The organism is Rhodococcus sp. no. 34 (assembly GCF_054589475.1).
The window spans coordinates 1,907-23,996 of record NZ_BAAILK010000027.1; the positions used below are offsets into that span (position 1 = coordinate 1,907).

Sequence of the window (22,090 nt, forward strand, 5' to 3'; positions counted from 1 at the left end):
AGATCGTCGAGTTCCTGCTTGAGCCAACCGATGTGGACGGTCTGCCCCTGAATGCGCTTTCCGGCGGCAGGCTCGAGTTCGCCGGCCAGAGTCCGCAGCAGAGTCGTCTTGCCCGAGCCGTTGACACCGACCAGGCCTACACGCTCACCTGGAGCGAGACGCCAGGTCAGATCCTCGACGAGTACACGGCCGTCCGGAGTCTCCAGACGCGCGTCTTCGAGTTCGATGACAACCTTGCCGAGCCGACGCTGCGCGAACGACGCAAGAGCGACCGCGTCACGAGGTGCCGGAACGTCGGCGATCAGGGCCTCTGCGGCCTCGATGCGGTACTTCGGCTTGGACGTACGGGCCGGCGCACCGCGGCGCAGCCATGCGAGTTCCTTGCGCGCAAGGTTGCGTCGACGCTCTTCGGAAGCGTCAGCCTGACGCGAGCGCTCGGCGCGAGCGAACACCCAGTCGTTGTAGCCACCCTCGTAGCTTTCGACGCCGCCGCCGACAACCTCCCAGGTGCGGGTGGCGACGGTGTCGAGGAACCAGCGATCGTGGGTCACGACGACAAGCGCGCTGCGACGCGAGACGAGGTGCTCGGCCAACCACTGAACACCTTCGACGTCGAGGTGGTTGGTGGGCTCGTCGAGCACCAGCAGGTCGAGGTCCTGAACCAGGGCCGCAGCGAGAGCCACGCGGCGACGCTCACCGCCGGACAGGCCGTCGACCTTGGCGTCCAATGCGGACCGCTCGCCACCGGCGCCCAAGTTGTCGATGCCGATACCCGAGAGCACCGAACGGATGCGCGCGTCGCCGGCCCATTCGTGTTGCGCCACTCCGAGCGGCCCCAGGACCACTTCACCGACAGTGGAGCCGGGAGGCAGCACACCGCGCTGCGTCACGACGGCCATACGCAATCCGCCGACGCGGCTCACGCGTCCCGAATCCGGCTGCTCCACACCCGCGAGGACTTCGAGCATGGTCGTCTTACCGCCACCGTTGAGGCCGACGACGCCGATGCGCTCGCCCTCCTCGACGCCCAGGGAGACCCCGTCGAGCAACGGCTTGACGCCGAAAGACTTCGACACGTTTTCCAGATTGATCAGATTCGCCATCAGTGCTGTCCCTTTGCCGCATTGTCGAGTATTCGTGCTCCGGGAACGGGTCCGCTCGCCACGCGAACGGTGCGGCACACCCCCGCTCCCGCAAGTTCTGCGCTCACTTCCACCGCGGACTGTGCGTCGGCGCAGAGAAAGGCGCATGTCGGTCCGGAGCCGGAGACGATGCCGGCCAAAGCTCCGGCTTCGACGCCCGCTCGAAGCGTCCGTCGTAGATCCGGGTTGAGTGAGAGTGCCGCAGCCTGCAGATCGTTGCCGAGCAGCGACGCAAGCAGATGAGCGTCACCCGTGGTCAGTGCCTGGATCAACGCATCGGCGCTCCCCACCCGTTTCGGGGAGCCTTCTGCCCGCAGCTTGTCCAGCTCGCGGAACACGACCGGTGTGCTCAAGCCACCCTTCGCCAGCGCCAACACCCAGTGAAAAGTGTGGCGGGTCAACACGGGGACAAGTTGTTCGCCGCGGCCGGTTCCGAGGGCAGTGCCACCGTGCAGCGAGAACGGAACGTCACTCCCGAGGCGTGCCGCAAAAGCGTCGAGATCAGGCCGCGAGAAGTCGAGCTTCCACAAAGCGTTGAGCGCAACCAAAGCGGCGGCTGCGTCGGCACTCCCGCCGGCCATTCCGCCTGCGACGGGGATGCCTTTCTCGATGACTATCTCGACGTTCGGGGCCACGCCACCCTCGACGGCGAGCATCTCGGCGGCACGCCACACGAGGTTGGTGCGATCGGTCGGCACGGCCGCGGCGTCGTCGCCGATCACCCGCACGGTCAAGGTGTCCGCAGGCGTCACCGTGAGGGTGTCTGCCAGCGACAATGCCTGAAAAACCGTCGTCAGCTCGTGATAGCCGTCGTCTCGCAGGTCCCCGACGGCAAGGTGGAGATTCACCTTGGACGGGGCCCGGACGACTACGGGGCGTGGAACGACGGAGAGCACAAGGAACAACAATAGGCGCTGCGAACACCTGGGCGAAAACCTGCGACCGCCGCACCCCGTCCGACAGACAGCGCACCCATGCTATTTCACGGCTCGAACCCCAACGCCGAGCCCGACCACCGCCACGCCCACGGCGGCGACGATTCCTGCCAGAACGCTGCTCGACGCGAAGTCTCCGGCAAAGAGTGCCCGCTCGGCGTCTACGACGTAGCCGAGCGGATTGATGTTCACGAGGACCTTCATCCAACCTGGTGCGTCCTCGAGTGGAAGCATGGTTCCCGACAGGATCAGGAGCGGGAACATCAGCGTCTGCTGAACGACCCAGAACATCCAATCCTGCTCTCGCACAGCCAGAGCGAGAGCGTACGAGAGCGCACCGAGTCCGACGCCGAACACTCCGAGCAGGACAATCCCGAGCGCGGCGCCCGCTGCATTGACATCCAATCCGAGCGGAAGTGCGACCAGAATGATCAGAATCGCCTGCGCGGCAAGCGGAACCATCTCCTTGCACGCTCGCCCGATCAACAAGGACGAGCGTCGGAGCGGAGTCACCAACATTCGCTCGTGCGATCCCTGCTGCATCTCCATCAGGAGGTTGGAACCGGTCATCGTCGTTCCGAAGATCGCGATCATCACCAACACACCGGGAATGAACCAATTCCATACGCCGTCACCGGTACCCGGAACCCCTTTGAGTAGAGGCCCGAACAACGCCAACAGGATCAGCGGCTGGATGAGGCTGAAGATGACGCTGACCGGGTCACGCAACATCGGTCGCAGTTCACGGCCCATCACGATCGCGCTGTCTCGAACGATGTTGCCGTGCGCGCTACGTGGGGTATCGAGTGTGATTGTCACTGCGGATTCCTGTTCGTCGTAGTTCTTCGTCGTAGTTCTAGGAAGCGACCGCGGCGGCGCTCTCGCGCAGGCTGCGGCCGGTGAGAGTGAGGAAAACGTCGTCGAGAGTCGGCCTGGTGATGTCGGCAGTAACTGCGCGGGCGCCGCGGGTATCGGCTTCACGCAGCAATACCGGGAGCGTCGAATCACCCTCGCCGGCACGGATACTCACCGAGTTTGCCTCGACCGTGACGTCACGCACAGTGACAAGTTGCTCGGCCACCGACGCTGCGACGGCGGCCGCTTCGGCACTGTCGAAGGTGAGCAGAAGATGATCCCCCGCGAGATCCGCTTTGAGTGCGGCAGCGGTGTTGTCCGCGATAACAGTGCCCTCGTCGATGACGATGACCCGCTCTGCCATCGAATCCGCTTCTTCGAGGTAGTGCGTGGTCAGCACGATCGTGGTGCCCATCTCGCGCCGCAGCCGGAGGATGTGGTCCCAGAGGTTGGCCCGACTCTGCGGGTCCATGCCCGTGGTCGGCTCGTCGAGGAACAAGAGCGGTGGGCGATGGACCAGGCCGAGGGCGATATCGAGCCGCCGGCGCTGCCCGCCGGACAACGTACTGACCTTTCGAGTGCCCAACTCGGTGAGTTCGAGATCACGCAGCAACTCGTCGGCCCGTACCTGCGAGTCGCCCTTGGGCATTCCGTAGCACAACCCCTGTGTCACCAACTCTTCGCGAACTCGCTGGTTGTGGCCGGCGCCGTTCCCCTGCCCGACGTATCCGAGGCTCGATCGCACCTCGTTCCGCGCCGCGGAGATGTCAAATCCTGCGATTCGCGCGCTGCCGGACGTTGGCTCGAGCAAGGTGGTCAACATGCGCAACGTCGTCGATTTCCCGGCGCCGTTCGGCCCCAGCAAGGCAACCAACTCACCCTCCGCTACGTCGAGCGTGACTCCCTTGACTGCTTCCACGAGTTTCTTGCCCTGAGCGAAGTGCTTGGTGAGCGCCTTCGTCTCGATCATCGGTCTGCCGTCGTTGATGCGACTCATGACGTGGCCCCAATTTCTTCTCGACTGGTCGGATGTGGACCAACCTAAATTCAATTGAGGACTCATACGGTCCTAAATGTTTGGCAGACTTCTGGCCATGAAGGAGACATCGGCTCGCCTACTGCGGTTGCTGTCACTGCTCCAGACGCGTCGAGACTGGTCCGGTGCCGAACTCGCAGACAAACTCGCGATCACCCCGCGCACAGTTCGACGTGACGTGGACCGCCTCCGCGATCTCGGCTATCCGGTCGACGCGACAGTCGGAGTCGGTGGCGGATATCGCCTGGGTGCCGGCGCGGAGATGCCCCCGCTACAGCTCGATGACGAAGAAGTGCTCGCGGTGGCACTTTCACTGCAATCCGGAGCGACCGGCTCTGTGGTCGGCATCGGCGAGGCTTCGATGCGCGCGCTGGCGAAGCTGCGGCAGATCATGCCGTCGAGGCTGCGACACCGTCTGGAGTCGCTGTCGATCGATGTCGTGCCACGCGAGCCCGCCGCGAGCGCAGTCGATGCGTCGGTACTGTCCGCCATCGCATCCGTATGCCACAACCACGAGCGATTGAGATTCGACTACAGCACTCACGACGGCACCCAGAGCCGACGCGAGGTGGAACCGTACAGGCTCGTGCGGTCGGGTGTTCGGTGGTATCTGGTGGCTTGGGATCTGTCTCGCGAGGACTGGCGATCATTTCGCGTAGACAGAATGGAACCCAAGATCCCCACCGGCCCACGATTCGTGCCGCGGGAACTACCCGCCGGTGGTGCAGCAGACTTCGTTTCCCGCGGTGTCGCTCGGGCCTATTCCTCCACGCGCGCAACAGTTCTACTGCATGCACCCATCGAGCAGATAGCACCCATGGTCAACGAACAGTGGGGATCGGTGGAGTCCACCGACGAAGGGCGTTGCGTCATAGTGCTTTCGGGCACTTCTCTGCGATCGATCGCACACTGGCTCAGAGCTTTCGACGTCGATTTCACCGTTGTGAATCCACCTGAACTCCGCGAGGAATGCCGCACGATCGCGGCGGAAACGGCAGTCGCCACTCAGCGGTATCTCGATGCATGACAGCGTTTTTCACCCAAATACAACAAGACCCCAACTCCGAAGAGTTGGGGTCTTGTCAGTACGTCATGCGTCGGTTGCCCGACTCACATGGACGTCTTAGACGATGGTAACGCCGGTGGCCTGCGGGCCCTTGTTGCCCTGACCGATCTCGAACGCCACGCGCTGGTTCTCCTCGAGAGTGCGGAAGCCGCCACTCTGGATCTCGGAGTAGTGAACGAAGACGTCAGCACTGCCGTCTTCGGGAGCGATGAAGCCGAACCCCTTCTCGGAGTTGAACCACTTCACGATGCCCTCTGCCATGTAAATCTCCTCTAACACAGTGTCAACAGGCAGTCGCTTCGACCGCCCGGGTCACTTACTACGACCGTTCTGAGACAAATCCGTGGAGGATGTCCAAACGCTCGCAACCTAACCATTTGCGAGCGTGGAAACACAAACACAAACACTTACGACCAACACAAGTAGACCACACATCCGCCGCGTTGTCTTCCCTGAGGCCTTCATCACTACCCAGCCCGTTGACAGGCATACCCCCTGGGGGTACCTTCGATTGCAGAGCGATACCTACACCGGGTATCCGTAAAATAAGCTTTCCACAACCGAAGGGACCTGCGATGACCACCGCCGAATACACCGTTTCCGGAATGACCTGCGGACACTGCGTCGGATCCGTCAAGGAAGAGATCGGCAACATCGCGGGAGTAACCGCGGTGGATGTCGAACTGGCGAGCGGACGCGTCGTTGTCACCAGCGATGCTCCCGTCTCCGCAGCCGACGTCGTCGCAGCAGTCGACGAAGCCGGCTACGCAGTCGTACCAAGCTGAGTCAGCCGTGCGCACCTCGACAACACTTGCCGCCTACGCCGTAGGGCTGGTCGCCGTCTTCGGCGCCGCCCTCGGCGTGGGGGCCGCAATCGGAAGCCCGATAGACATGTCCACCACCCAGCACAGCACCCACGAATCAACCACAGAATCGATGCCAGGCATGGATTCGGCAACACCTGCAGGACTCGAAGTCTCTTCCGGCGGATACACACTCACCGATGTGACCGCACCCGGTCGAGCTGGGGAGCCGGGAACCTTGACCTTCCGGATTCTCGACGACACCAACACGCCCGTCGTCGATTTCGACCTCCTGCACGAGAAGAAACTCCACCTCATTGTCGTCCGAAACGACACCAGCGAATTCCGCCACGTACATCCGTCCCTCGCTGCAGACGGCACCTGGTCGATCGACTGGGCCTGGCCCGCCGCCGGCACCTACCGAGTCTTCGCGGACTTCGATCCCACCGACGGCACCCAACTGACACTCGGCCGAAACTTCGACGTGGCAGGCGAATTCACTCCTGCGCCGCTACCTGCGAAGAGCGCGACCTCAACCGTCGACGGATACACCGTGACTCTCGACGGTGATCTGACCACTGCCGGCGGCCCGATCACGCTGAGCGTTGCTCGCGACGGAGCCCCGGTCACCGATCTCGATCCGTACCTCGGTGCCTTCGGTCACGTCGTTGCCCTGCGCACCGGCGACCTCGCCTACCTGCACGTGCACCCCGAAGGCGAGCCAGGCGACGGCGTCACAGCTCCTGGTCCGGACATTTCCTTCCACGCACAGGCACCGAGCGAAGGCACATACCGACTGTTCCTCGACTTCCAGCACGAGGGCGTGGTTCGGACCGCCGAATTCACTGTTGATGCAGGCACTTCCACAGCTTCAGTTCAAGAAAATCACGAGGGAGGGCACTGATGACGTCACCGACTGCGGTCGACAATGCTGCCAACTCGAGCAGCGTCGAACTCGCGATCACCGGGATGACCTGCGCCTCCTGCGCGTCACGAATCGAGAAGAAGCTCAACAAGATCGACGGCGTCACAGCCACCGTCAACTACGCAACGGAGAAGGCCAAGGTCACCTTCCCGGACGGGGTACCCGTCGAAGATCTGGTCACTGCCGTCGAGAACGCCGGTTATTCCGCCGCGCTCCCCAAGCCTCCCAGCGCGCCGGACACCGTCGACCCGGATGCGGAAACCCCGCAGGATCGTGATCTGCGCGAGCTTCGTACCCGCCTGATCATCTCGACTCTTCTCTCCGTGCCGGTCATCGCTATGGCAATGATTCCTGCGCTGCAATTCGACAACTGGCAGTGGCTCTCCCTCACGCTGGCCGCACCGGTCATCGTGTGGGCGGCCCTCCCCTTCCACCGGGCTGCCTGGGTGAACCTGCGTCACGGCGCGGCCACGATGGACACGCTCATCTCGCTGGGCACCATCTCGGCCTTCGTCTGGTCGCTCTACGCACTGTTCTTCGGCACCGCGGGCGAAGCGGCAATGAAACACGCGTTCAGACTCACGGTCGACCGGATGGACGGCAGCGCCAACATCTACCTCGAGGTTGCCGCGGGCGTCATCACGTTCGTGCTCGCCGGACGCTACTTCGAGCACAAGTCCAAGCGCACGTCCGGCGCCGCACTACGCGCACTCATGGAACTCGGTGCAAAAGACGTCGCGGTATTGCGAAACGGCGTCGAAGTACGAATCCCCGCCGAAGAACTGGCAGCGGGCGACTCCTTCATCGTCCGGCCCGGCGAGAAGATCGCCACCGACGGCATCATCACCGAGGGCCGCTCTGCCGTCGACATGAGCATGTTGACGGGTGAATCCGTGCCGGAGGAAGTCGGTGTCGGGGACACTGTCGTCGGCGCCACCGTCAACGTCGGTGGAACCTTGACCGTCGAGGCCACCCGGGTCGGGAGCGACACCCAACTCGCCCAGATGGCGGCACTGGTCGAAGACGCCCAGAACGGCAAGGCCGAAGTTCAGCGCCTCGCCGATCGGATCGCCGGTATCTTCGTGCCGGTCGTCATCGCGATTGCCGTTGCGACACTGGGCTACTGGCTCGGTACCGGCAACCCCATCGAGATGGCGTTCACCGCTGCGGTCGCCGTGCTGATCATCGCGTGCCCCTGTGCTCTCGGATTGGCAACGCCCACAGCTCTGTTGGTGGGCACGGGCCGCGGAGCTCAGATGGGAATCCTCATCAAGGGACCCGAGGTGCTCGAATCGACGCGCGCAGTCGACACCGTCGTGCTCGACAAGACGGGAACCGTCACCACCGGTCAGATGACATTGCTGGACACCGTGGTGGGCGAAGGAACAACCGTCGACGAGGTCCTTCGGCTGGCCGGCGCACTCGAACATCGCTCCGAGCACCCCATCGCCGCAGCGATTGCGAAGGGTGCGACCGAAGCTGTGGGCGAATTGCCTACGGTCGAGGATTTCGTGAACGTCGCCGGGCGCGGCGTGCAGGGAATGGTCGACGGTCACGCCGTCGTCGCGGGCCGAGACGCGCTGCTCGCCGACTGGTCGATGCCGTTGCCGGAAAATCTCCGCGAGGCTAAGGCTGCAGCAGAGAAGGCCGGGCGCACCGCAATCGCGGTGGGCTGGGACGGCAAGGCGCACGGCATCCTCGTGATCGCCGACGCGGTCAAGGACACGAGCGCCGAAGCAATCGCGCAGTTGAAAGCACTCGGCCTCGAACCGGTTCTGCTGACCGGTGACAACGCCACCGTTGCTCGCACTGTCGCGGATCAGGTCGGGATCAGCACCGTCTTCGCCGAGGTCATGCCTGCGGACAAGGTCGACGCCGTCAAGAAACTGCAAGCGGAAGGACGCGTCGTGGCCATGGTCGGCGACGGCGTGAACGACGCGGCAGCCCTGGCTCAGGCCGATCTCGGCCTGGCGATGGGCACGGGTACCGACGTTGCGATCGAGGCCAGCGACATCACTCTGGTGCGAGGTGACCTGCGGTCGGCAGCCGATGCAATTCGACTGTCCCGCAAGACGCTCAAGACCATCAAGGGCAACCTGTTCTGGGCATTCGCCTACAACACGGCTGCGATCCCGCTGGCTGCGGCCGGCCTGCTCAACCCGATGCTCGCCGGTGCCGCAATGGCATTCAGCAGTGTGTTCGTGGTGAGCAACAGCCTGAGGTTGCGGCGGTTCAAATAAGGGGGCAAGCCCCTGTGCGCGGTTAGGGAGTCCCTGCACTCCTTAACCGCGCACGGGGCTATTCGCCTCCAGCCAGCCGAACGAAGGCTGCTGCGTCGAGCATCTCACCACGCGTCTGTGGCTCGATGCCGGCAGCGAGGAGCCGTCGTTCGGCCTCGGCAGGCGAACCTGCCCAACCGCTGAGCGCGGCACGCAAAGTCTTGCGGCGCTGTGCGAACGCGGCATCGATCGCCGCAAAAACCTGCTTGCGGTGCTTCTCGTCCATCGGCCACGGCGGCTCCGCGTACCGATCGATACGAACCAGTCCCGATTCGACCTTCGGCACCGGCCAGAACACGTTGCGTCCGACGGCCCCGGCGCGGCGAACCTCGCCGAAGAAGTTGGCCTTGACGCTGGGAACGCCGTAGATCTTGCTTCCCGGATCAGCCGCCAGGCGGTCGGCAACCTCGGCTTGCACCATCACGAGTGCGGTCCGCAGACTCGGAAGCGACGCGAACAGGTGCAACAGCACCGGCACCGCGACGTTGTACGGCAGGTTCGCGACAAGCGCGGTCGGCTCGCCGGGAATCTGCGAAGGCAGCACACGCATCGCGTCGGCTTCGACGACGGTCAGGCGATCGGCCAGTTCCGGCGCTCGCTCGGCCACCGTCTTCGGCAGGCGAGCCGCGAGGTTGGGATCGATCTCGACCGCGATGACCCGATCGACCACGTCCATCAGCGCCATCGTCAGCGAACCGAGACCAGGCCCTACCTCGAGAACGACGTCGTCACGTGTGACGCCTGCCGTGGTGACGATGCGCCTCACGGTATTGGCGTCGTGAACGAAGTTCTGCCCCAACTGTTTCGTGGGTCGGACACCGAATTCCTCGGCAAGAGCGCGCACCTCGACCGGACCGAGCAGGGCTGCCTGCCCGCGCGGAGTAGCGATGGGTTCGTTCGATTGTTCGGCGTCTGACACCAGTAGAACTTATCCCAGTCCGAGGCGACCCGAGCACGACGGCCATGCGCCCCAGCCCTGAGTGCGCTGGGTCTGTGTCGCAATCGCGATCTGTTCTTCACGGGTGGCGAGGTCGGCGCGGGGCGCATACTTCAACCCGCCCTGTCGTTCCCAGGTGTTCTGGTCGAACTGCACGCCGCCGTAGAAACCGTTGCCGGTGTTGATGGCCCAGTTACCGGTGGCCTCGCACTGTGCGAGCGCATCCCACGTCGAACCGTTCTCCACGGGCGGCACCTCGGTGCCCGGCTTCGTTCCGACACGCACGACCTTCGGCTGCGCCGGTGTGGTGATCGTCTCCGAGACCTGGGTACGTCCGGCTTCGACACCGTTGACGAGATTCACGGCGAACGTCACGTCACGCACGCCGGGCACGCCCGGGTTCTCGACGATCGTGCGGCTCTGGTTCATCGTCGGATCCTCGATGCGCTGATCCGGCGGATCGAGCGGCAAGGTCTCGACCTTGTTCTCGGTGCGGTTGCGCGTCACCGTGACCTCCAGGCCCTCGGTCAGTGGAGCGTCGGCGGCGGGAACCACCGTGTCCGACTGCTCGAGCGGAGTGCCGTTGGCGGTAAGGAACTCCCCGACCGTCGGCGCCGCGATACGCACGTCGGCTGCCGCGTTTGCGCCGTCGACCAGTTTTGCGACGACCGGTGTCAGCACGTCGAGCGCGGTGCCGTCCAGCGGAAGACGCTGCGAGCGCGAAGCCGACACGTGCACATCCGCCGCGACGTCCAACTGCTTCAACGCGTCGTCGACGGTCAAGGCTGTGGTCCAGAGCTTCTGCGGCTGACCGTCGACCGTCAGCGTGATCTCACGGGCACGACGGAGCACCACGGTGTCGCCGTCGGACAGCGAAGCGTCGGCCGCGGGAGCAACTGCATCCTTGTCACCGATCGGGTAACCGGCGTCCTCGAGAGCGCCGTCGACGTTGGTCGACATGGTGCTCAGGCGAATCTGCTCACCGTCGACATCGAGAGTGATGGTCTTGTGCCGGACGACGGCCAGAACACCACCCACGAGAACCGTCAGGAGAAGAGCGGCGATCGCCGAGTACAACAACGGCGACCTGGTCGAGTTGATCTTGGCGAACGGTGACATCGGTTCCTGTGTTCTGTGAGGTGTGAGCGCGTCAGCGCAGGCCCAATTTGCTGGTGCAGGACGGCCAAGCACCCCAGCCCTGACCGGCGCGGACCTTCTCGCCGATCGCGATCTGCTGTTCACGTGATGCGAGGTCGGCGCGAGCTGCGTACTGACCGCCGCCGAATGCTTCCCAGGTGCTCTGGGTGAACTGAAGTCCTCCGTAGAAACCGTTGCCGGTGTTGATGGCCCAGTTTCCGGTCGCCTCGCACTGAGCAATGGCATCCCACGTCGACGCGTTGGACACAGCGGGAGCGGAAGCCTGCTTGGTACCGACCTTCACCACTGCTGCGACCGGTTCCTTGATCACGGTCGCGGACAGTTCGGTTCGTCCGGCCTCGACGCCGTTGACGGTCTTGACCTCGACAGTGGCCGTGCGCTCACCCGGAACACCCGGGTTCTCGACGACGGTCTTGTCCTTCTCTAGCTCGGGATCCTCGACCTTGTTCTCCGGCGGCGCGATCGGCTGCGTCTCGACGCGAGTGTCCGTGCGGTCGCGAGTGACCTGGATGGTCAGGCCGTTGGTAACGGGTGTGTCGGCGGTGGGAACCACCGAGTCGGCCTGCTCGAGCGGCGCATTCTTGGCCGCGAGAAGATCACCGACGGTCACGGCGGCGAGCTTGACCTCCGCCGCGGGAGCGCCACCGTCGCTGACGCTGACGGTCTTCGGGCTGACGACGTCGAGCTCGGTCCGTTCGAGCGGCAGACGATGCGAGCGCGAAGCCGAGACTGCGAAGTCGTCGGAAACATCTACCTGCTTCAATGCCTCGTCGACCGTCAATGCGGTGGTCCAGATGGTGGTCGGCTGACCGTCGACGGTCAGAGCCAACTCACGGGCACGGCGCAGTACGACGGTATCGCCATCGGACAGGGAGGAATCGGCACTGGGTGCGAGCGCGTCCTTGGGATCGACCGGGTATCCGGCGTCCTCGAGAGCGGTACCGACGCTGCTCGACATCGTGGACAGCGAAATCATGTCGCCGTCGACATCGAGGGTGATCGTCTTGTGCCGAACCACGGCGAGCGCACCCCCGACGATGAGCGTCAGAAGCAACGCACCCACCACTGAATAGAGAAGTGGTGACTTCGTGGAGTTGATCTTGGCAAAAGGCGACACAGGAAATCCCAAGGCAGACGACGTTCGATCACAATACGGTAACGACCGAGCGTTGTATCGGCAACCAAATCACAACGAAATGCGACTTTTGTCACGGAACGGCAACGGCGTGTCGTGTGTTCTGCACTTTCCGGCTCCGATACCCGTGTATCGATTCAGCTCTGGGCGCAGTATGTTCTCGTCTGGTTCAAAGCAGTCCGGCGATCCCGGGCGCGACAGAAGAAAGCTGGGCGATAGTGCGAAGAAGATTCGACAGACCACGTAATGCCAGGTGGCCGATCCTGGCCATCCTGCTGGCGCTGATCGCAGCGCTGTTCGCCCCCGGAATCGCGAGCGCGCAACCCGGCCGCACCTACACGATCGCCACCGATCTGACATTCGCCCCGTTCGAATTCGAGAACGAAGACGGCAAACTCGTCGGCATCGACATCGACCTGCTCAATGCGATCGCCGAGGACCAAGGCTTCAAGGTCGACATCAAGCAACTCGGCTTCGACGCTGCACTGCAGGCCGTGCAGGCCGGGCAGGCCGACGGCGTCATCGCGGGCATGTCCATCACCGACGCCCGCAAGCAGGTGTTCGACTTCTCCGACCCCTACTTCGAGTCGGGCGTGCAGATGGCGGTCCTCGAGACCGACAACGACGTGAAGTCGTACGAGGATCTGAGGGGCAAGCGCGTCGCCGTCAAGAACGGCACCGAGGGCGCCAGCTTCGCCGAGTCCATCAAGGACCAATACGGCTTCACCACAGTCTATTTCGCCGACTCCGCCAGCATGTACGACGAGGTCCGCACCGGGAACTCCGTCGCAGTCTTCGACGACTACCCCGTCCTCGCCTACGGCATCACACAGGGCAACGGCCTCAAGACGGTCACCGAAAAAGAGGTGGGCGCGAGCTACGGCTTCGCAGTCAACAAGGGCCAGAACGCCGAACTGCTCCAGATGTTCAACGCCGGACTGCAGAACCTGCGCGACGACGGCCAGTACGACGAAATCGTCTCGACCTACCTCGGTCAGGGCGCGTCGACGTCGGACAACTCCATCATCGGCTTGATCAAGAGCACCTACCCGCAGCTTCTCAAGGGCCTGTGGTTGACGATCGTTCTCTCGGTCGTCTCGATCGCGATCGCTCTGGTCCTAGGCGCGATCTTCGGTCTCTGCCGCGTGTCCACCAACATGTTCGTCCGAGGTATAGGCACAACCTACGTCGACATCTTCCGCGGCACACCGCTGTTGGTGCAGGCATTCTTCATCTACTTCGGCATCCCGGCAGCCCTGCATTTCCAGATGTCCGCCTTCACCGCAGGCATCATCACGCTCTCGCTCAACGCCGGCGCGTACATGGCTGAAATCGTCCGCGGCGGCATCCTGTCCGTCGACAAGGGGCAGATGGAGGCGTCACGAAGCCTGGGCATCAGCTACATGAAGTCGATGCGAAAAGTCATCATGCCGCAGGCAATTCGCACGATGATCCCGTCGTACATCAACCAGTTCGTGATCACCCTCAAGGACACGTCGATCCTGTCGGTCATCGGACTCGCCGAGCTCACTCAGACAGGGCGCATCATCATCGCGCGCAACTTCCAGTCGTTCAACATGTGGCTGATCATCGGCGTCATGTACTTCATCATCATCATGGCGCTCACCAAGCTGTCGAACCGCCTCGAGAAGAGGATCAACAAGTGACCGAAACAGCCGTCAACATGGGCAAGTCCGCCACCGAGGTCAAGATTTCGGTCAAGGGACTGAAGAAGTCGTTCGGCGACAACGAGGTCCTCAAGGGCCTGGACGTCGACATCAAGAGCGGTGAAGTGGTCTGCGTCATCGGGCCTTCAGGTTCCGGCAAGTCGACCTTCCTGCGTTGCCTCAACCGCCTCGAAGACATCACCGCCGGATCCGTGCGCGTCGACCAGTTCGACCTCACGAACAAGGATGTCGACATCGACAAGGTGCGCCAGCACATCGGGATGGTGTTCCAGCACTTCAACCTGTTCCCCCACATGAGCGTCGTCGAAAACGTGATGCTCGCTCCGGTGCAGACCGGGCGATCGACCAAGGAGCAGGCTCGCGAGATCGCCGTCAAACTGCTCGGCCAGGTCGGCCTCGCGGAGAAGGCAGATGCCAAGCCCGCCAGCCTGTCCGGTGGGCAGAAGCAGCGCGTTGCCATCGCCCGCGCACTCGCGATGAGTCCGGACATCATGCTCTTCGACGAGGCCACCAGCGCCCTCGACCCCGAAATGGTGGGTGAGGTTCTGCAGGTGCTGCGCGACCTCGCCAAGCAGGGCATGACCATGGTCGTCGTGACCCACGAGATGGGCTTCGCCCGTGAGGTTTCCGACCGAGTCATCTTCATGGCCGACGGATACATCGTCGAAGAAGGTAAGCCGGAGAGTCTGTTCGGCAACCCCCAGCAGCAGCGCACCCAGGACTTCCTGGCGAAGGTCCTCTAGGGGCAAGCCCCCTGTGCGCCTTTTTGGTAGTGGGGACTACCGGAAAGGCGCACGGGTGGTGGCCAATTCGACGACCAGCCCGGTCTCGATCCGATTCTGCGGCTCGAAGTCGAAGTCGCCGAACCTTCGGAACCACCGAGGACTGGCCTCGACCCTTCGATAGGTCTCGCTACCTTCGACGGGCAACCACATGCGTGGACTTCCGACTTCCTCGTACGTCGTCGTGACCACGAGAATCCCGAGCACCACACCCGTGGTCACGACTCCCGACGCCGGCATCCCGCCGTGAACCCAACCGTCGAACGCGTCGTCCTGCGATCGCGGTGTCAATGTCCACGAGCATTGTTCACCGACTACAGGAAACGGTCCGCAGCACTCGACTTCGACCGCGTCGACATGAACGCTGACGATCTGGACGGAAGAGTCGACCGGCGTCGGCTCAGTGAAGCTGTGCGCCTTCATTCCCTCCCGGGATGCGAGAAATTCGCCGCGCTCGAGCCGGATCGAGAGGACTGTTCGTCTGTGTGTTCGACGTCGTCGGGATAGACGTCGGAGGGATAGATGCGGTCATTCATCTGAATACTCCGCGCAGTAGACGGACCGGGACACGACGGTCACGGGCGCGGAGTTACCTGTCAGACCACCATAGCGTCAGAGCTTGTAGACGCGCTCCGCTGTCGCCGTGGACGCTGCTGCCAGCGCCTGCGGATCCTCGCTGCGGATCTCTGCGAGTGCGCGCACCGTGTACGGCAGGCAGTACGACTCGTTGGGCGCACCGCGGAACGGGTGCGGCGTCAAGAACGGCGCATCCGTCTCGACGATCAGCTGATCCGAGGGCACCAACCGCGCGGCCTCACGCAGCGCCTTCGCATTCTTGAAACTCACGGTTCCCGAGAAACTCAACACGTAGCCCGCGTCGATGCACGCACGGGCCATCTCCGAATCCGAGGAGAAGCAGTGGAACACCACAGTCTCCGGCGCGCCTTCCTCGTGCAGCACCCGCAGCAGGTCCTGATCGGCTTCGCGATTGTGAATCATCAGCGTCTTGCCGAGACGCTTCGCGAGGTCGATGTGCCACCGGAAACCGTCGACCTGCTCCTCGATGGTGGCGCACCCTTCGAGCTTGCCTGGCCAGTAGAGATCCAGCCCGGTCTCCCCCACCGCGACGACCCGCGGATCGGACGCCAAACGCTCGATCTCGGCTCTGGTGTCGACATCGAGGACGTTCGCCCTGGTCGGATGGATTGCGACGGCTGCGTAAACCCTCGAATCCCAGTTCGCAGCGTCGACGGCAAAGCGTGCGGCATCAAGGTCGTCGGCCACCGTGACGACCCGTCCGACGCCGACGGCCTCGGCTCGATCGACAATTCCGGCCACGGTCGCAGCGTCGTGCGCACCACAGGCGTCGAGGTGCGTATGTGCGTCGATCAGAGGCGACAAGGGCTCAGGGGCATCGGGGGCGGGACGGTCTTTGCTCACGCCCGATAGAGTAAGCCCACCATGACTGTGCCTGCCTCACCCTCCCAGACCCCGCGCCCGGACTCCGCTGCCCCGGAAGGCGCGGAACGATCGCCGTTCTACATCACGACAGCGATCGCGTATCCCAACGGCGCTCCGCACATCGGCCACGCGTACGAGTACATCTCCTCGGACGCGCTCGCCCGCTTCAAGCGGTTGGACGGTCATGAAGTGTTCTTCATGACCGGCACCGACGAGCACGGTCTGAAGATGCAGCAGACAGCGATCAAAGAGGGCATCGACGTCCGCGAGCTCGCGGCTCGGAACTCCGACGTGTTCCAGAACCTCGACAAGGTCCTGAACATCTCGTACGACCGGTTCATCCGCACCACCGACGCCGATCATCAGATCGCCAGCAAGGCGATCTGGGAAAAGATGGCCGCATCGGGCGACATCTACCTCGACACGTACTCGGGGTGGTATTCGGTTCGTGACGAGGCCTTCTACACCGAAGCCGAGACCACGCTTCTGGACGACGGCACCCGTCAGTCGACGGAGACCGGCACCCCGGTGGAGTGGACCGAGGAGTCCAACTACACCTTCCGTCTCTCGGCCTACGAGGACCGTTTGCTCGCTCTGTACGAAGAGCATCCCGAGTTCATTGCCCCCGCGACACGTCGCAACGAGATCGTCAGCTTCGTCAAGGGCGGCCTCAAGGACCTGTCGATCTCGCGCACCACGTTCGACTGGGGCGTCGAGGTTCCCGGAGACCCCGACCACGTCATGTACGTCTGGGTCGACGCACTCACCAACTACCTGACCGGCGTGGGCTATCCGAACGTCGACTCGGAGGAGTTCAAGAAGTTCTGGCCCGCGAGCCTGCACATCATCGGCAAGGACATCACACGGTTCCACACCGTGTACTGGCCGGCGTTCCTCATGTCTGCCGGCATCGAACTGCCGGAACGAGTCTTCGTCCACGGGTTCTTGTACAACAAGGGCGAGAAGATGTCGAAGTCCGTCGGCAACGTGGTCGATCCGATCGCGATGGTCGATCAGTACGGCCTCGACGCGGTCCGCTTCTTCCTGCTCCGCGAGATCTCGTACGGCCAGGACGGCAGCTACAGCCACGAAGCAATCGTGACTCGCATGAACGCCGACCTGTCCAACGAACTGGGCAACCTCGCGCAGCGTTCACTGACGATGGTCGCGAAGAACTGCGACGCCCAGGTACCGACCCCCGGCGAGTTCACCGAGGACGATCTGGCGATGCTGGCGTCGGCGGATGCCCTGCTTGCCAAGTGCCGCAGCGAGTTCGACGTGCAAGCACTGCATCTCGCGTTGGAAGCCATCTGGGGCGTCCTCGGAGAGACCAACCGGTACTTCTCCAAGCAGGAACCGTGGGTTCTGCGCAAGACCGATCCGGCACGGATGGCAACGGTCCTCTACGTGACGATCGAAGTTGTCCGTATCGTCGGCCTTCTCGTTCAGCCCGTCATGCCCGACGCGGCGTCACGCATCCTCGATCTACTCGGTCAGAGCGAAGAGAACCGTCAGTTCACCGACATCGCGGTTCGCATCGACGCGAACCGGAAACTGCCTGCTCCGGCACCGGTCTTCCCCCGCTTCGTCGAGGAATGACCTAGGCACGAGTGCCGCACGTGGGGTCCGAAATATCCGTCTACCGGCGGATGTGTCGGACCCCACGTGCACACTCCAGCCATGACCACGAATAGAACATACATTCGAACCAGCGCTTCGGCGCAGACACTGCCTTGGAACGGAGCACGGGTGTCCACTCAGGAGGTCAGCCCTCAATCCGTCTCTGCGGCGCAGGGTCTCGTCAGCGAACTGACGGCCGCCTACGAACGCGGATGGCAACCGGCGGATCTGATCCATCTGGCTCGCCGAAGCAAAGACGCGTCCGACGCCGATCTCGCTGCCACCACCATCCTGTTCGACGCGAACGCATCCCGCGCGTCCGATCGCGCACCACTCGAGTGGGTGGGGCAGTTGCAGACGATCGGCGAGCAGTACCCGAAGTCTCGGCGCGTCGCCTCTCGAATCACCGTGGACGACGACGCTTTCCGGTCCCTCGCGGCCGGCCTACTGTTCCAGGACCCCTACTTCCTTGTTTCGCAGATCGTCGATGTCGCACGATCGTGGATGCGCCTACCTCAGTGGACGGTATTGCTCGCGCCACCATCCACCTGGCCGTCGCAACGCACCCACACCAGCTATGCCGGCGTCGGTGACACCGAGGTCGACGCCAAGGTACTCAAGCGAATTCGTGGGCTACTCGCCAAAGCCGAAGCCACCAACTTCGCGGAAGAAGCCGAGATCTTCACCGCGAAGGCCCAGGAGTTGATGACGCGATACGCGATCGATTCCGCACTGCTCCACAGTCGCGCCGGGGTCACCGACACGTCCGTGAATGCACGACGCATTCACATCGAGAACCCGTACGTGAAAGAAAAAGTTCACCTCCTGACCGAGATCGGCGAATCGAATCGTGTCAGGACGGTGTGGTTCAGCGATATCGCGCTCGCGACCGTCGTCGGCACTCCGGTCGACCTTCAGCAAGTCGACATGCTGTTCACTTCACTACTTGTACAGGCAACCCGTGCAATGCAATTCGCCGATTCGAGCAATCGCGGCGGCTCCCGCACCACCTCGTTCCGCAAGGGGTTCCTGGCTGGTTTTGCCAGCCGAATCGGACACCGCTTACGCGACGCCGGCACCAAGGCCACCGCTGAAGCGGCCGACGCAGCATCGATGGACGTCGCGGATCTTCTACCGATCCTCGCCACCACATCCGAGGCCGTCGACGCCGAATTCGATCGATTGTTCCCGACAACCCGCAAGACTCGCGGACGGTCCGTGGACGCCGAAGGCTGGCACGCCGGCCAGGCTGCAGCCGACGACGCCAACCTGCGTCCCGGCGCACCCGCCGTGAACCGCTCCCGCTAGTCCTTTCGAGCGGCCAGGACCGTCTCGTACAACTCACGCTTGGAGACTCCGGCCGTTGCGACCAGAGCACACGCGTCCTTCAATCGTGCTCCCCCCTCGACCAGCCTTTCCACCTCGTCGACCAGATCGGCAGGATCAGATGCCACCAGCACTGCGCCTTCGAGCACCACCGTGATCTCACCGCGAACGCCCTCGGCAGCCCAAGCAGCTAACTCCCCGAGAGTGCCGCGCTTCACTTCCTCGTAGGTCTTGGTCAATTCCCGGCACACGGCCGCGCGGCGATTCGGCCCGAGCACTTCCACCGCATCTGCGAGGCAGTCGGCAAGGCGATGAGGCGCTTCGAAGAACACACACGCTCGCTGCTCGGTTGCCAAGGCAGAGAGCCACGTCTTGCGCTGCCCCTGCTTACGCGGCGGGAACCCGTCGAAGCAGAACCGCTCGACGGGCAATCCGGAGAGTGCCAGCGCCGTCGTCACCGCCGACGGACCGGGCAAGCACGTGACGGCGAGGTTCTCGGCTACGCAGGCGGCGACAAGGCGATATCCGGGATCGCTGACCGACGGCATGCCCGCGTCCGTGACCAGCAGGACGGTCTTGCCTTCGGCGACGTCGGCGACCAGCGCGGGCAGCCGGGAAATCTCGACCTGATCGTAGAAACTGACGATCTTCCCGGTGATGGTTACCTCGAGCGCGGACGCCAGAGACTTGGTGCGTCGTGTGTCCTCCGCAGCAACGACGTCGGCGGTTGCGAGAGCAGACCGAAGACGCGGAGACGCGTCACCGACATCTCCCATGGGTGTTGCGGCGAGTACCAAGCGACCAGTCATACCTGACAGCCTACGATTGCCAGGTGACTGTGCAGACGGACGAGCGGCCAACGCCCGCCACGAGCGATCGGGTAATGCGTAGTCCCGGCCCGCTGGTACCGGATCCTGATTTCGGCCCGACCGACAGATTGCGCGGCTGGATCGTCACCGCTTTCGTCACCGCTATCGCGGCGATCACACGCTTCACGATGCTCGCCTACCCGACCGACGCCGGCACACCTGTCTTCGACGAGAAGCACTACGTTCCGCAGGGCTGGCAAGTTCTGACCGGTGGCGGCATCGAAGACAATCCCGGTTACGGATTGGTGGTACACCCGCCGATCGGTAAGCAGATGATCGCGATCGGCGAAGCACTCTTCGGTTACAACGGTTGGGGGTGGCGATTCTCGTCGGCCCTGGTCGGGACACTGATGGTCCTGCTGATCATCCGGATCGTGCGCCGCATGACGCGCTCCACGCTGATCGGCGCGATTGCCGGAATCCTGCTCATCGTGGACGGCGTCACCTTCGTCTCCTCACGCCTGGGGATGCTCGACATCTTCCTGGCTTTCTTCGTTCTCGCCGCCCTCGGATGCCTGGTGGTCGATCGCGACCAAGTCCGCGAACGGATGGCGAAGGTATACGAAGAGGGCCGAATCGGCGACTCTGCCTGGGGTCCGCGGCTGGGTTTCCGGTGGTGGAGGTTCGGCGCCGGCATCCTGCTCGGCCTGGCCTGCGGAACCAAGTGGTCCGGCATGTACTTCATTCTGTTCTTCGGATTGCTCAGTGTTGCCTTCGACCTGTCAGCGCGCCGCGCCTACCGCGTGCAGCGCCCATGGGTCGGCACTGCAGTTCGCGACATCGGGCCGGCTCTGTATGCGTTGGTGATCATTCCGCTCGGTGTGTACCTCGCGAGCTACTGGGCCTGGTTCACCAGCGAGACCGGCGTCGACCGTCACGCCGTCGGGAACGAGATCGGTGAGGGGGGCACATGGAGCTTCATTCCCTCCGCGCTGCGCTCACTCTGGTACTACAGCGGAAACGTTCTCCAGTTCCATGCCGGTCTGACGAACTCCGCCGGAAACCACCACCCGTGGGAGTCGAAACCGTGGACGTGGCCGATGGGGCTACGACCGATGCTCTACTACTACGCCGACGGCGAGCAGGTCACCGGTTGCGGGGCCGCCAGCTGCGTCAAGGCCGTGATGCTGATCGGCACACCGGCGATGTGGTGGCTGGCCCTACCGATGTTGGCGTGGGCGATCTGGCAGACGTTCGTACGCAGGGACTGGCGATACGCCGTGGTCCTGACGGGCTACGGTGCCGCTTACCTCCCGTGGTTCGCGACGCTCGACCGCCAGATGTACTACTTCTACGCAGTTGCACTCGCCCCGTTCATGGTCATGGGATTTGCGCTGGTCCTCGGCGATGTACTGGGCAAGGCGAGCGCGTCCGTCGAGCGTCGTACCACCGGACTTCTGGCAGTCAGTCTGTACATCGGTCTGGTCGTGGCCAACTTCGTCTACCTCTGGCCGATACTCACCGCCATGCCGATCACGCCGGAATCGTGGCAGAACCATCTGTGGTTGCCCAGCTGGAAATAACCGGACGACAAAGGGACACCGAACCGCAGTTCGGTGCCCCTTCACAGTTCAAGTCCTACTCCGCTCAAGTCCTACTCCACTGACTTACCCACACGGCGTCCTCGGCGCGGGCGTAGGAGAGCACGTTTCTGCTCCTTCGCCGCAATGATGATCGGGTCGTGCGAAAGATCCTTGTACAGCGAGAAGCACAGTCCGATCATGACCAGCACGAACGGCGCCGCAGCGATGATCGTCATGGTCTGCAAGCCGTCGAGCGCTTCGGAACCACCGGTCCACAGCAGAAGCGCCGCGACGCCACCGGTCAACATGCCCCAGAAGACCACAACCCAGCGACTCGGTTCGAGCGTTCCGCGCTGCGAGAGCGTCCCCATCACCATCGACGCAGCGTCGGCGCCGGAGACGAAGAACACTGCCACGAGCAGCATGACGAGGACAGTCGTCACTCCGGCCAACGGCAGATTGTCGAGCATGCCGAACAGTTGAGCCTCTTCCGAGCCTCGGCCGGACAAGCCGATTCCGTCGCGTTCCTCGCCGATGCCGGCGCCGCCGA

Annotated in this window: 21 protein-coding genes; 9 read left to right on the forward strand and 12 right to left on the reverse strand. The window is 63.4% G+C overall.

The genetic code is table 11. The features are described 5' to 3' along the window. The 4 genes from ACYP01_RS12355 to ACYP01_RS12370 all read right to left on the reverse strand — a co-directional run. Positions 1-1,103 (reverse strand): ABC-F family ATP-binding cassette domain-containing protein (locus ACYP01_RS12355; RefSeq protein ID WP_459680259.1); only part of this gene is annotated, 1,103 nt, incomplete at its 3' end. Continuing rightward, the gene (locus ACYP01_RS12360; RefSeq protein ID WP_037132698.1) at positions 1,103-2,038 is read right to left on the reverse strand and encodes a 4-(cytidine 5'-diphospho)-2-C-methyl-D-erythritol kinase; all 936 of its coding nucleotides are present in this window, start codon (positions 2,036-2,038) and stop codon (positions 1,103-1,105) included. The genes ACYP01_RS12355 and ACYP01_RS12360, both read right to left, overlap by 1 nt. Before the next feature lie 81 nt (positions 2,039-2,119). After that, entirely contained in the window at positions 2,120-2,896 is a 777-nt protein-coding gene (locus ACYP01_RS12365; RefSeq protein WP_003946226.1) for an ABC transporter permease, read from the reverse strand. A 37-nt stretch (positions 2,897-2,933) separates the two neighbouring features. After that, on the reverse strand, positions 2,934-3,929 hold the full coding sequence (locus tag ACYP01_RS12370; RefSeq protein ID WP_459680260.1) for an ABC transporter ATP-binding protein: 996 nt from the start codon (positions 3,927-3,929) through the stop codon (positions 2,934-2,936). 97 nt (positions 3,930-4,026) lie between these two features. On the opposite strand from ACYP01_RS12370, the gene ACYP01_RS12375 reads away from it, so the two are divergent. Then, a complete protein-coding gene (locus ACYP01_RS12375) occupies positions 4,027-4,995 on the forward strand; it encodes a helix-turn-helix transcriptional regulator (RefSeq protein WP_003946249.1) in 969 nt (322 codons plus the stop codon). Positions 4,996-5,091: 96 nt separating this feature from the next. Here ACYP01_RS12375 and ACYP01_RS12380 read toward each other — a convergent pair whose 3' ends face one another. Beyond that, complete coding sequence (locus tag ACYP01_RS12380) at positions 5,092-5,295, reverse strand: cold-shock protein (protein ID WP_003946232.1); 204 nt, start codon at positions 5,293-5,295, stop codon at positions 5,092-5,094. Positions 5,296-5,609: 314 nt separating this feature from the next. On the opposite strand from ACYP01_RS12380, the gene ACYP01_RS12385 reads away from it, so the two are divergent. Genes ACYP01_RS12385 through ACYP01_RS12395 form a run of 3 tightly spaced genes read left to right on the forward strand, consistent with a single transcriptional unit; the run spans position 5,610 to position 9,002 of the window. After that, positions 5,610-5,819 carry a heavy-metal-associated domain-containing protein gene (locus ACYP01_RS12385; protein WP_003946267.1) on the forward strand — a complete coding sequence of 70 codons (210 nt, stop codon included), beginning with the start codon at positions 5,610-5,612 and terminating at the stop codon, positions 5,817-5,819. 7 nt (positions 5,820-5,826) lie between these two features. Beyond that, positions 5,827-6,741: a hypothetical protein gene (locus ACYP01_RS12390; protein ID WP_459680262.1), complete on the forward strand. Its 915-nt coding sequence runs from the start codon at positions 5,827-5,829 to the stop codon at positions 6,739-6,741. Continuing rightward, the gene (locus ACYP01_RS12395; RefSeq protein WP_459680263.1) at positions 6,741-9,002 is read left to right on the forward strand and encodes a heavy metal translocating P-type ATPase; all 2,262 of its coding nucleotides are present in this window, start codon (positions 6,741-6,743) and stop codon (positions 9,000-9,002) included. The genes ACYP01_RS12390 and ACYP01_RS12395 overlap by 1 nt, the downstream gene beginning before the upstream one ends. Positions 9,003-9,060: 58 nt before the next feature. Here the strand turns inward: ACYP01_RS12395 and rsmA are convergent, their stop codons facing one another. Genes rsmA through ACYP01_RS12410 form a run of 3 tightly spaced genes read right to left on the reverse strand, consistent with a single transcriptional unit; the run spans position 9,061 to position 12,253 of the window. Next, positions 9,061-9,960 (reverse strand): 16S rRNA (adenine(1518)-N(6)/adenine(1519)-N(6))-dimethyltransferase RsmA, encoded by a 900-nt coding sequence (gene rsmA / locus ACYP01_RS12400; protein WP_003946263.1) that lies wholly within the window; start codon positions 9,958-9,960, stop codon positions 9,061-9,063. A gap of 9 nt (positions 9,961-9,969) precedes the next feature. Next, positions 9,970-11,097, reverse strand: coding sequence for a transglycosylase family protein (locus ACYP01_RS12405; protein WP_459680265.1), 1,128 nt, complete (start codon positions 11,095-11,097; stop codon positions 9,970-9,972). 31 nt (positions 11,098-11,128) lie between these two features. Next, positions 11,129-12,253 carry a resuscitation-promoting factor gene (locus ACYP01_RS12410; protein WP_042921286.1) on the reverse strand — a complete coding sequence of 375 codons (1,125 nt, stop codon included), beginning with the start codon at positions 12,251-12,253 and terminating at the stop codon, positions 11,129-11,131. Positions 12,254-12,489: 236 nt separating this feature from the next. Between ACYP01_RS12410 and ACYP01_RS12415 the strand changes: the two genes are divergently transcribed. Continuing rightward, positions 12,490-13,938, forward strand: a complete 1,449-nt coding sequence (locus ACYP01_RS12415) for an amino acid ABC transporter substrate-binding protein/permease (protein ID WP_003946214.1) — start codon at positions 12,490-12,492, stop codon at positions 13,936-13,938. Continuing rightward, positions 13,935-14,702, forward strand: a complete 768-nt coding sequence (locus tag ACYP01_RS12420; RefSeq protein ID WP_003946239.1) for an amino acid ABC transporter ATP-binding protein — start codon at positions 13,935-13,937, stop codon at positions 14,700-14,702. The genes ACYP01_RS12415 and ACYP01_RS12420 overlap by 4 nt, the downstream gene beginning before the upstream one ends. Positions 14,703-14,738: 36 nt before the next feature. Here ACYP01_RS12420 and ACYP01_RS12425 read toward each other — a convergent pair whose 3' ends face one another. Further along, positions 14,739-15,164, reverse strand: coding sequence for a DUF6578 domain-containing protein (locus ACYP01_RS12425; protein ID WP_007729020.1), 426 nt, complete (start codon positions 15,162-15,164; stop codon positions 14,739-14,741). A gap of 189 nt (positions 15,165-15,353) precedes the next feature. Next, positions 15,354-16,181, reverse strand: coding sequence for a TatD family hydrolase (locus ACYP01_RS12430; RefSeq protein WP_054831736.1), 828 nt, complete (start codon positions 16,179-16,181; stop codon positions 15,354-15,356). 21 nt (positions 16,182-16,202) lie between these two features. On the opposite strand from ACYP01_RS12430, the gene metG reads away from it, so the two are divergent. Together metG and ACYP01_RS12440 are read left to right on the forward strand one after the other, a co-directional pair. Further along, on the forward strand, positions 16,203-17,801 hold the full coding sequence (gene metG / locus ACYP01_RS12435; protein ID WP_162113684.1) for a methionine--tRNA ligase: 1,599 nt from the start codon (positions 16,203-16,205) through the stop codon (positions 17,799-17,801). A gap of 81 nt (positions 17,802-17,882) precedes the next feature. Then, the gene (locus ACYP01_RS12440) at positions 17,883-19,130 is read left to right on the forward strand and encodes a DUF2786 domain-containing protein (RefSeq protein WP_245219145.1); all 1,248 of its coding nucleotides are present in this window, start codon (positions 17,883-17,885) and stop codon (positions 19,128-19,130) included. Here ACYP01_RS12440 and rsmI read toward each other — a convergent pair. Continuing rightward, complete coding sequence (rsmI, locus tag ACYP01_RS12445; protein ID WP_003946264.1) at positions 19,127-19,957, reverse strand: 16S rRNA (cytidine(1402)-2'-O)-methyltransferase; 831 nt, start codon at positions 19,955-19,957, stop codon at positions 19,127-19,129. The genes ACYP01_RS12440 and rsmI overlap by 4 nt on opposite strands. Before the next feature lie 74 nt (positions 19,958-20,031). Here rsmI and ACYP01_RS12450 point away from each other — a divergent pair, with 74 nt between their 5' ends. Continuing rightward, a complete protein-coding gene (locus ACYP01_RS12450) occupies positions 20,032-21,540 on the forward strand; it encodes a dolichyl-phosphate-mannose--protein mannosyltransferase (protein WP_003946230.1) in 1,509 nt (502 codons plus the stop codon). A 71-nt stretch (positions 21,541-21,611) separates the two neighbouring features. On the opposite strand, the gene ACYP01_RS12455 is transcribed toward ACYP01_RS12450, so the two are convergent. Then, positions 21,612-22,090, reverse strand: a 479-nt coding sequence (locus tag ACYP01_RS12455) for a BCCT family transporter (RefSeq protein ID WP_459680271.1), incomplete at its 5' end; no start/stop codon positions are given.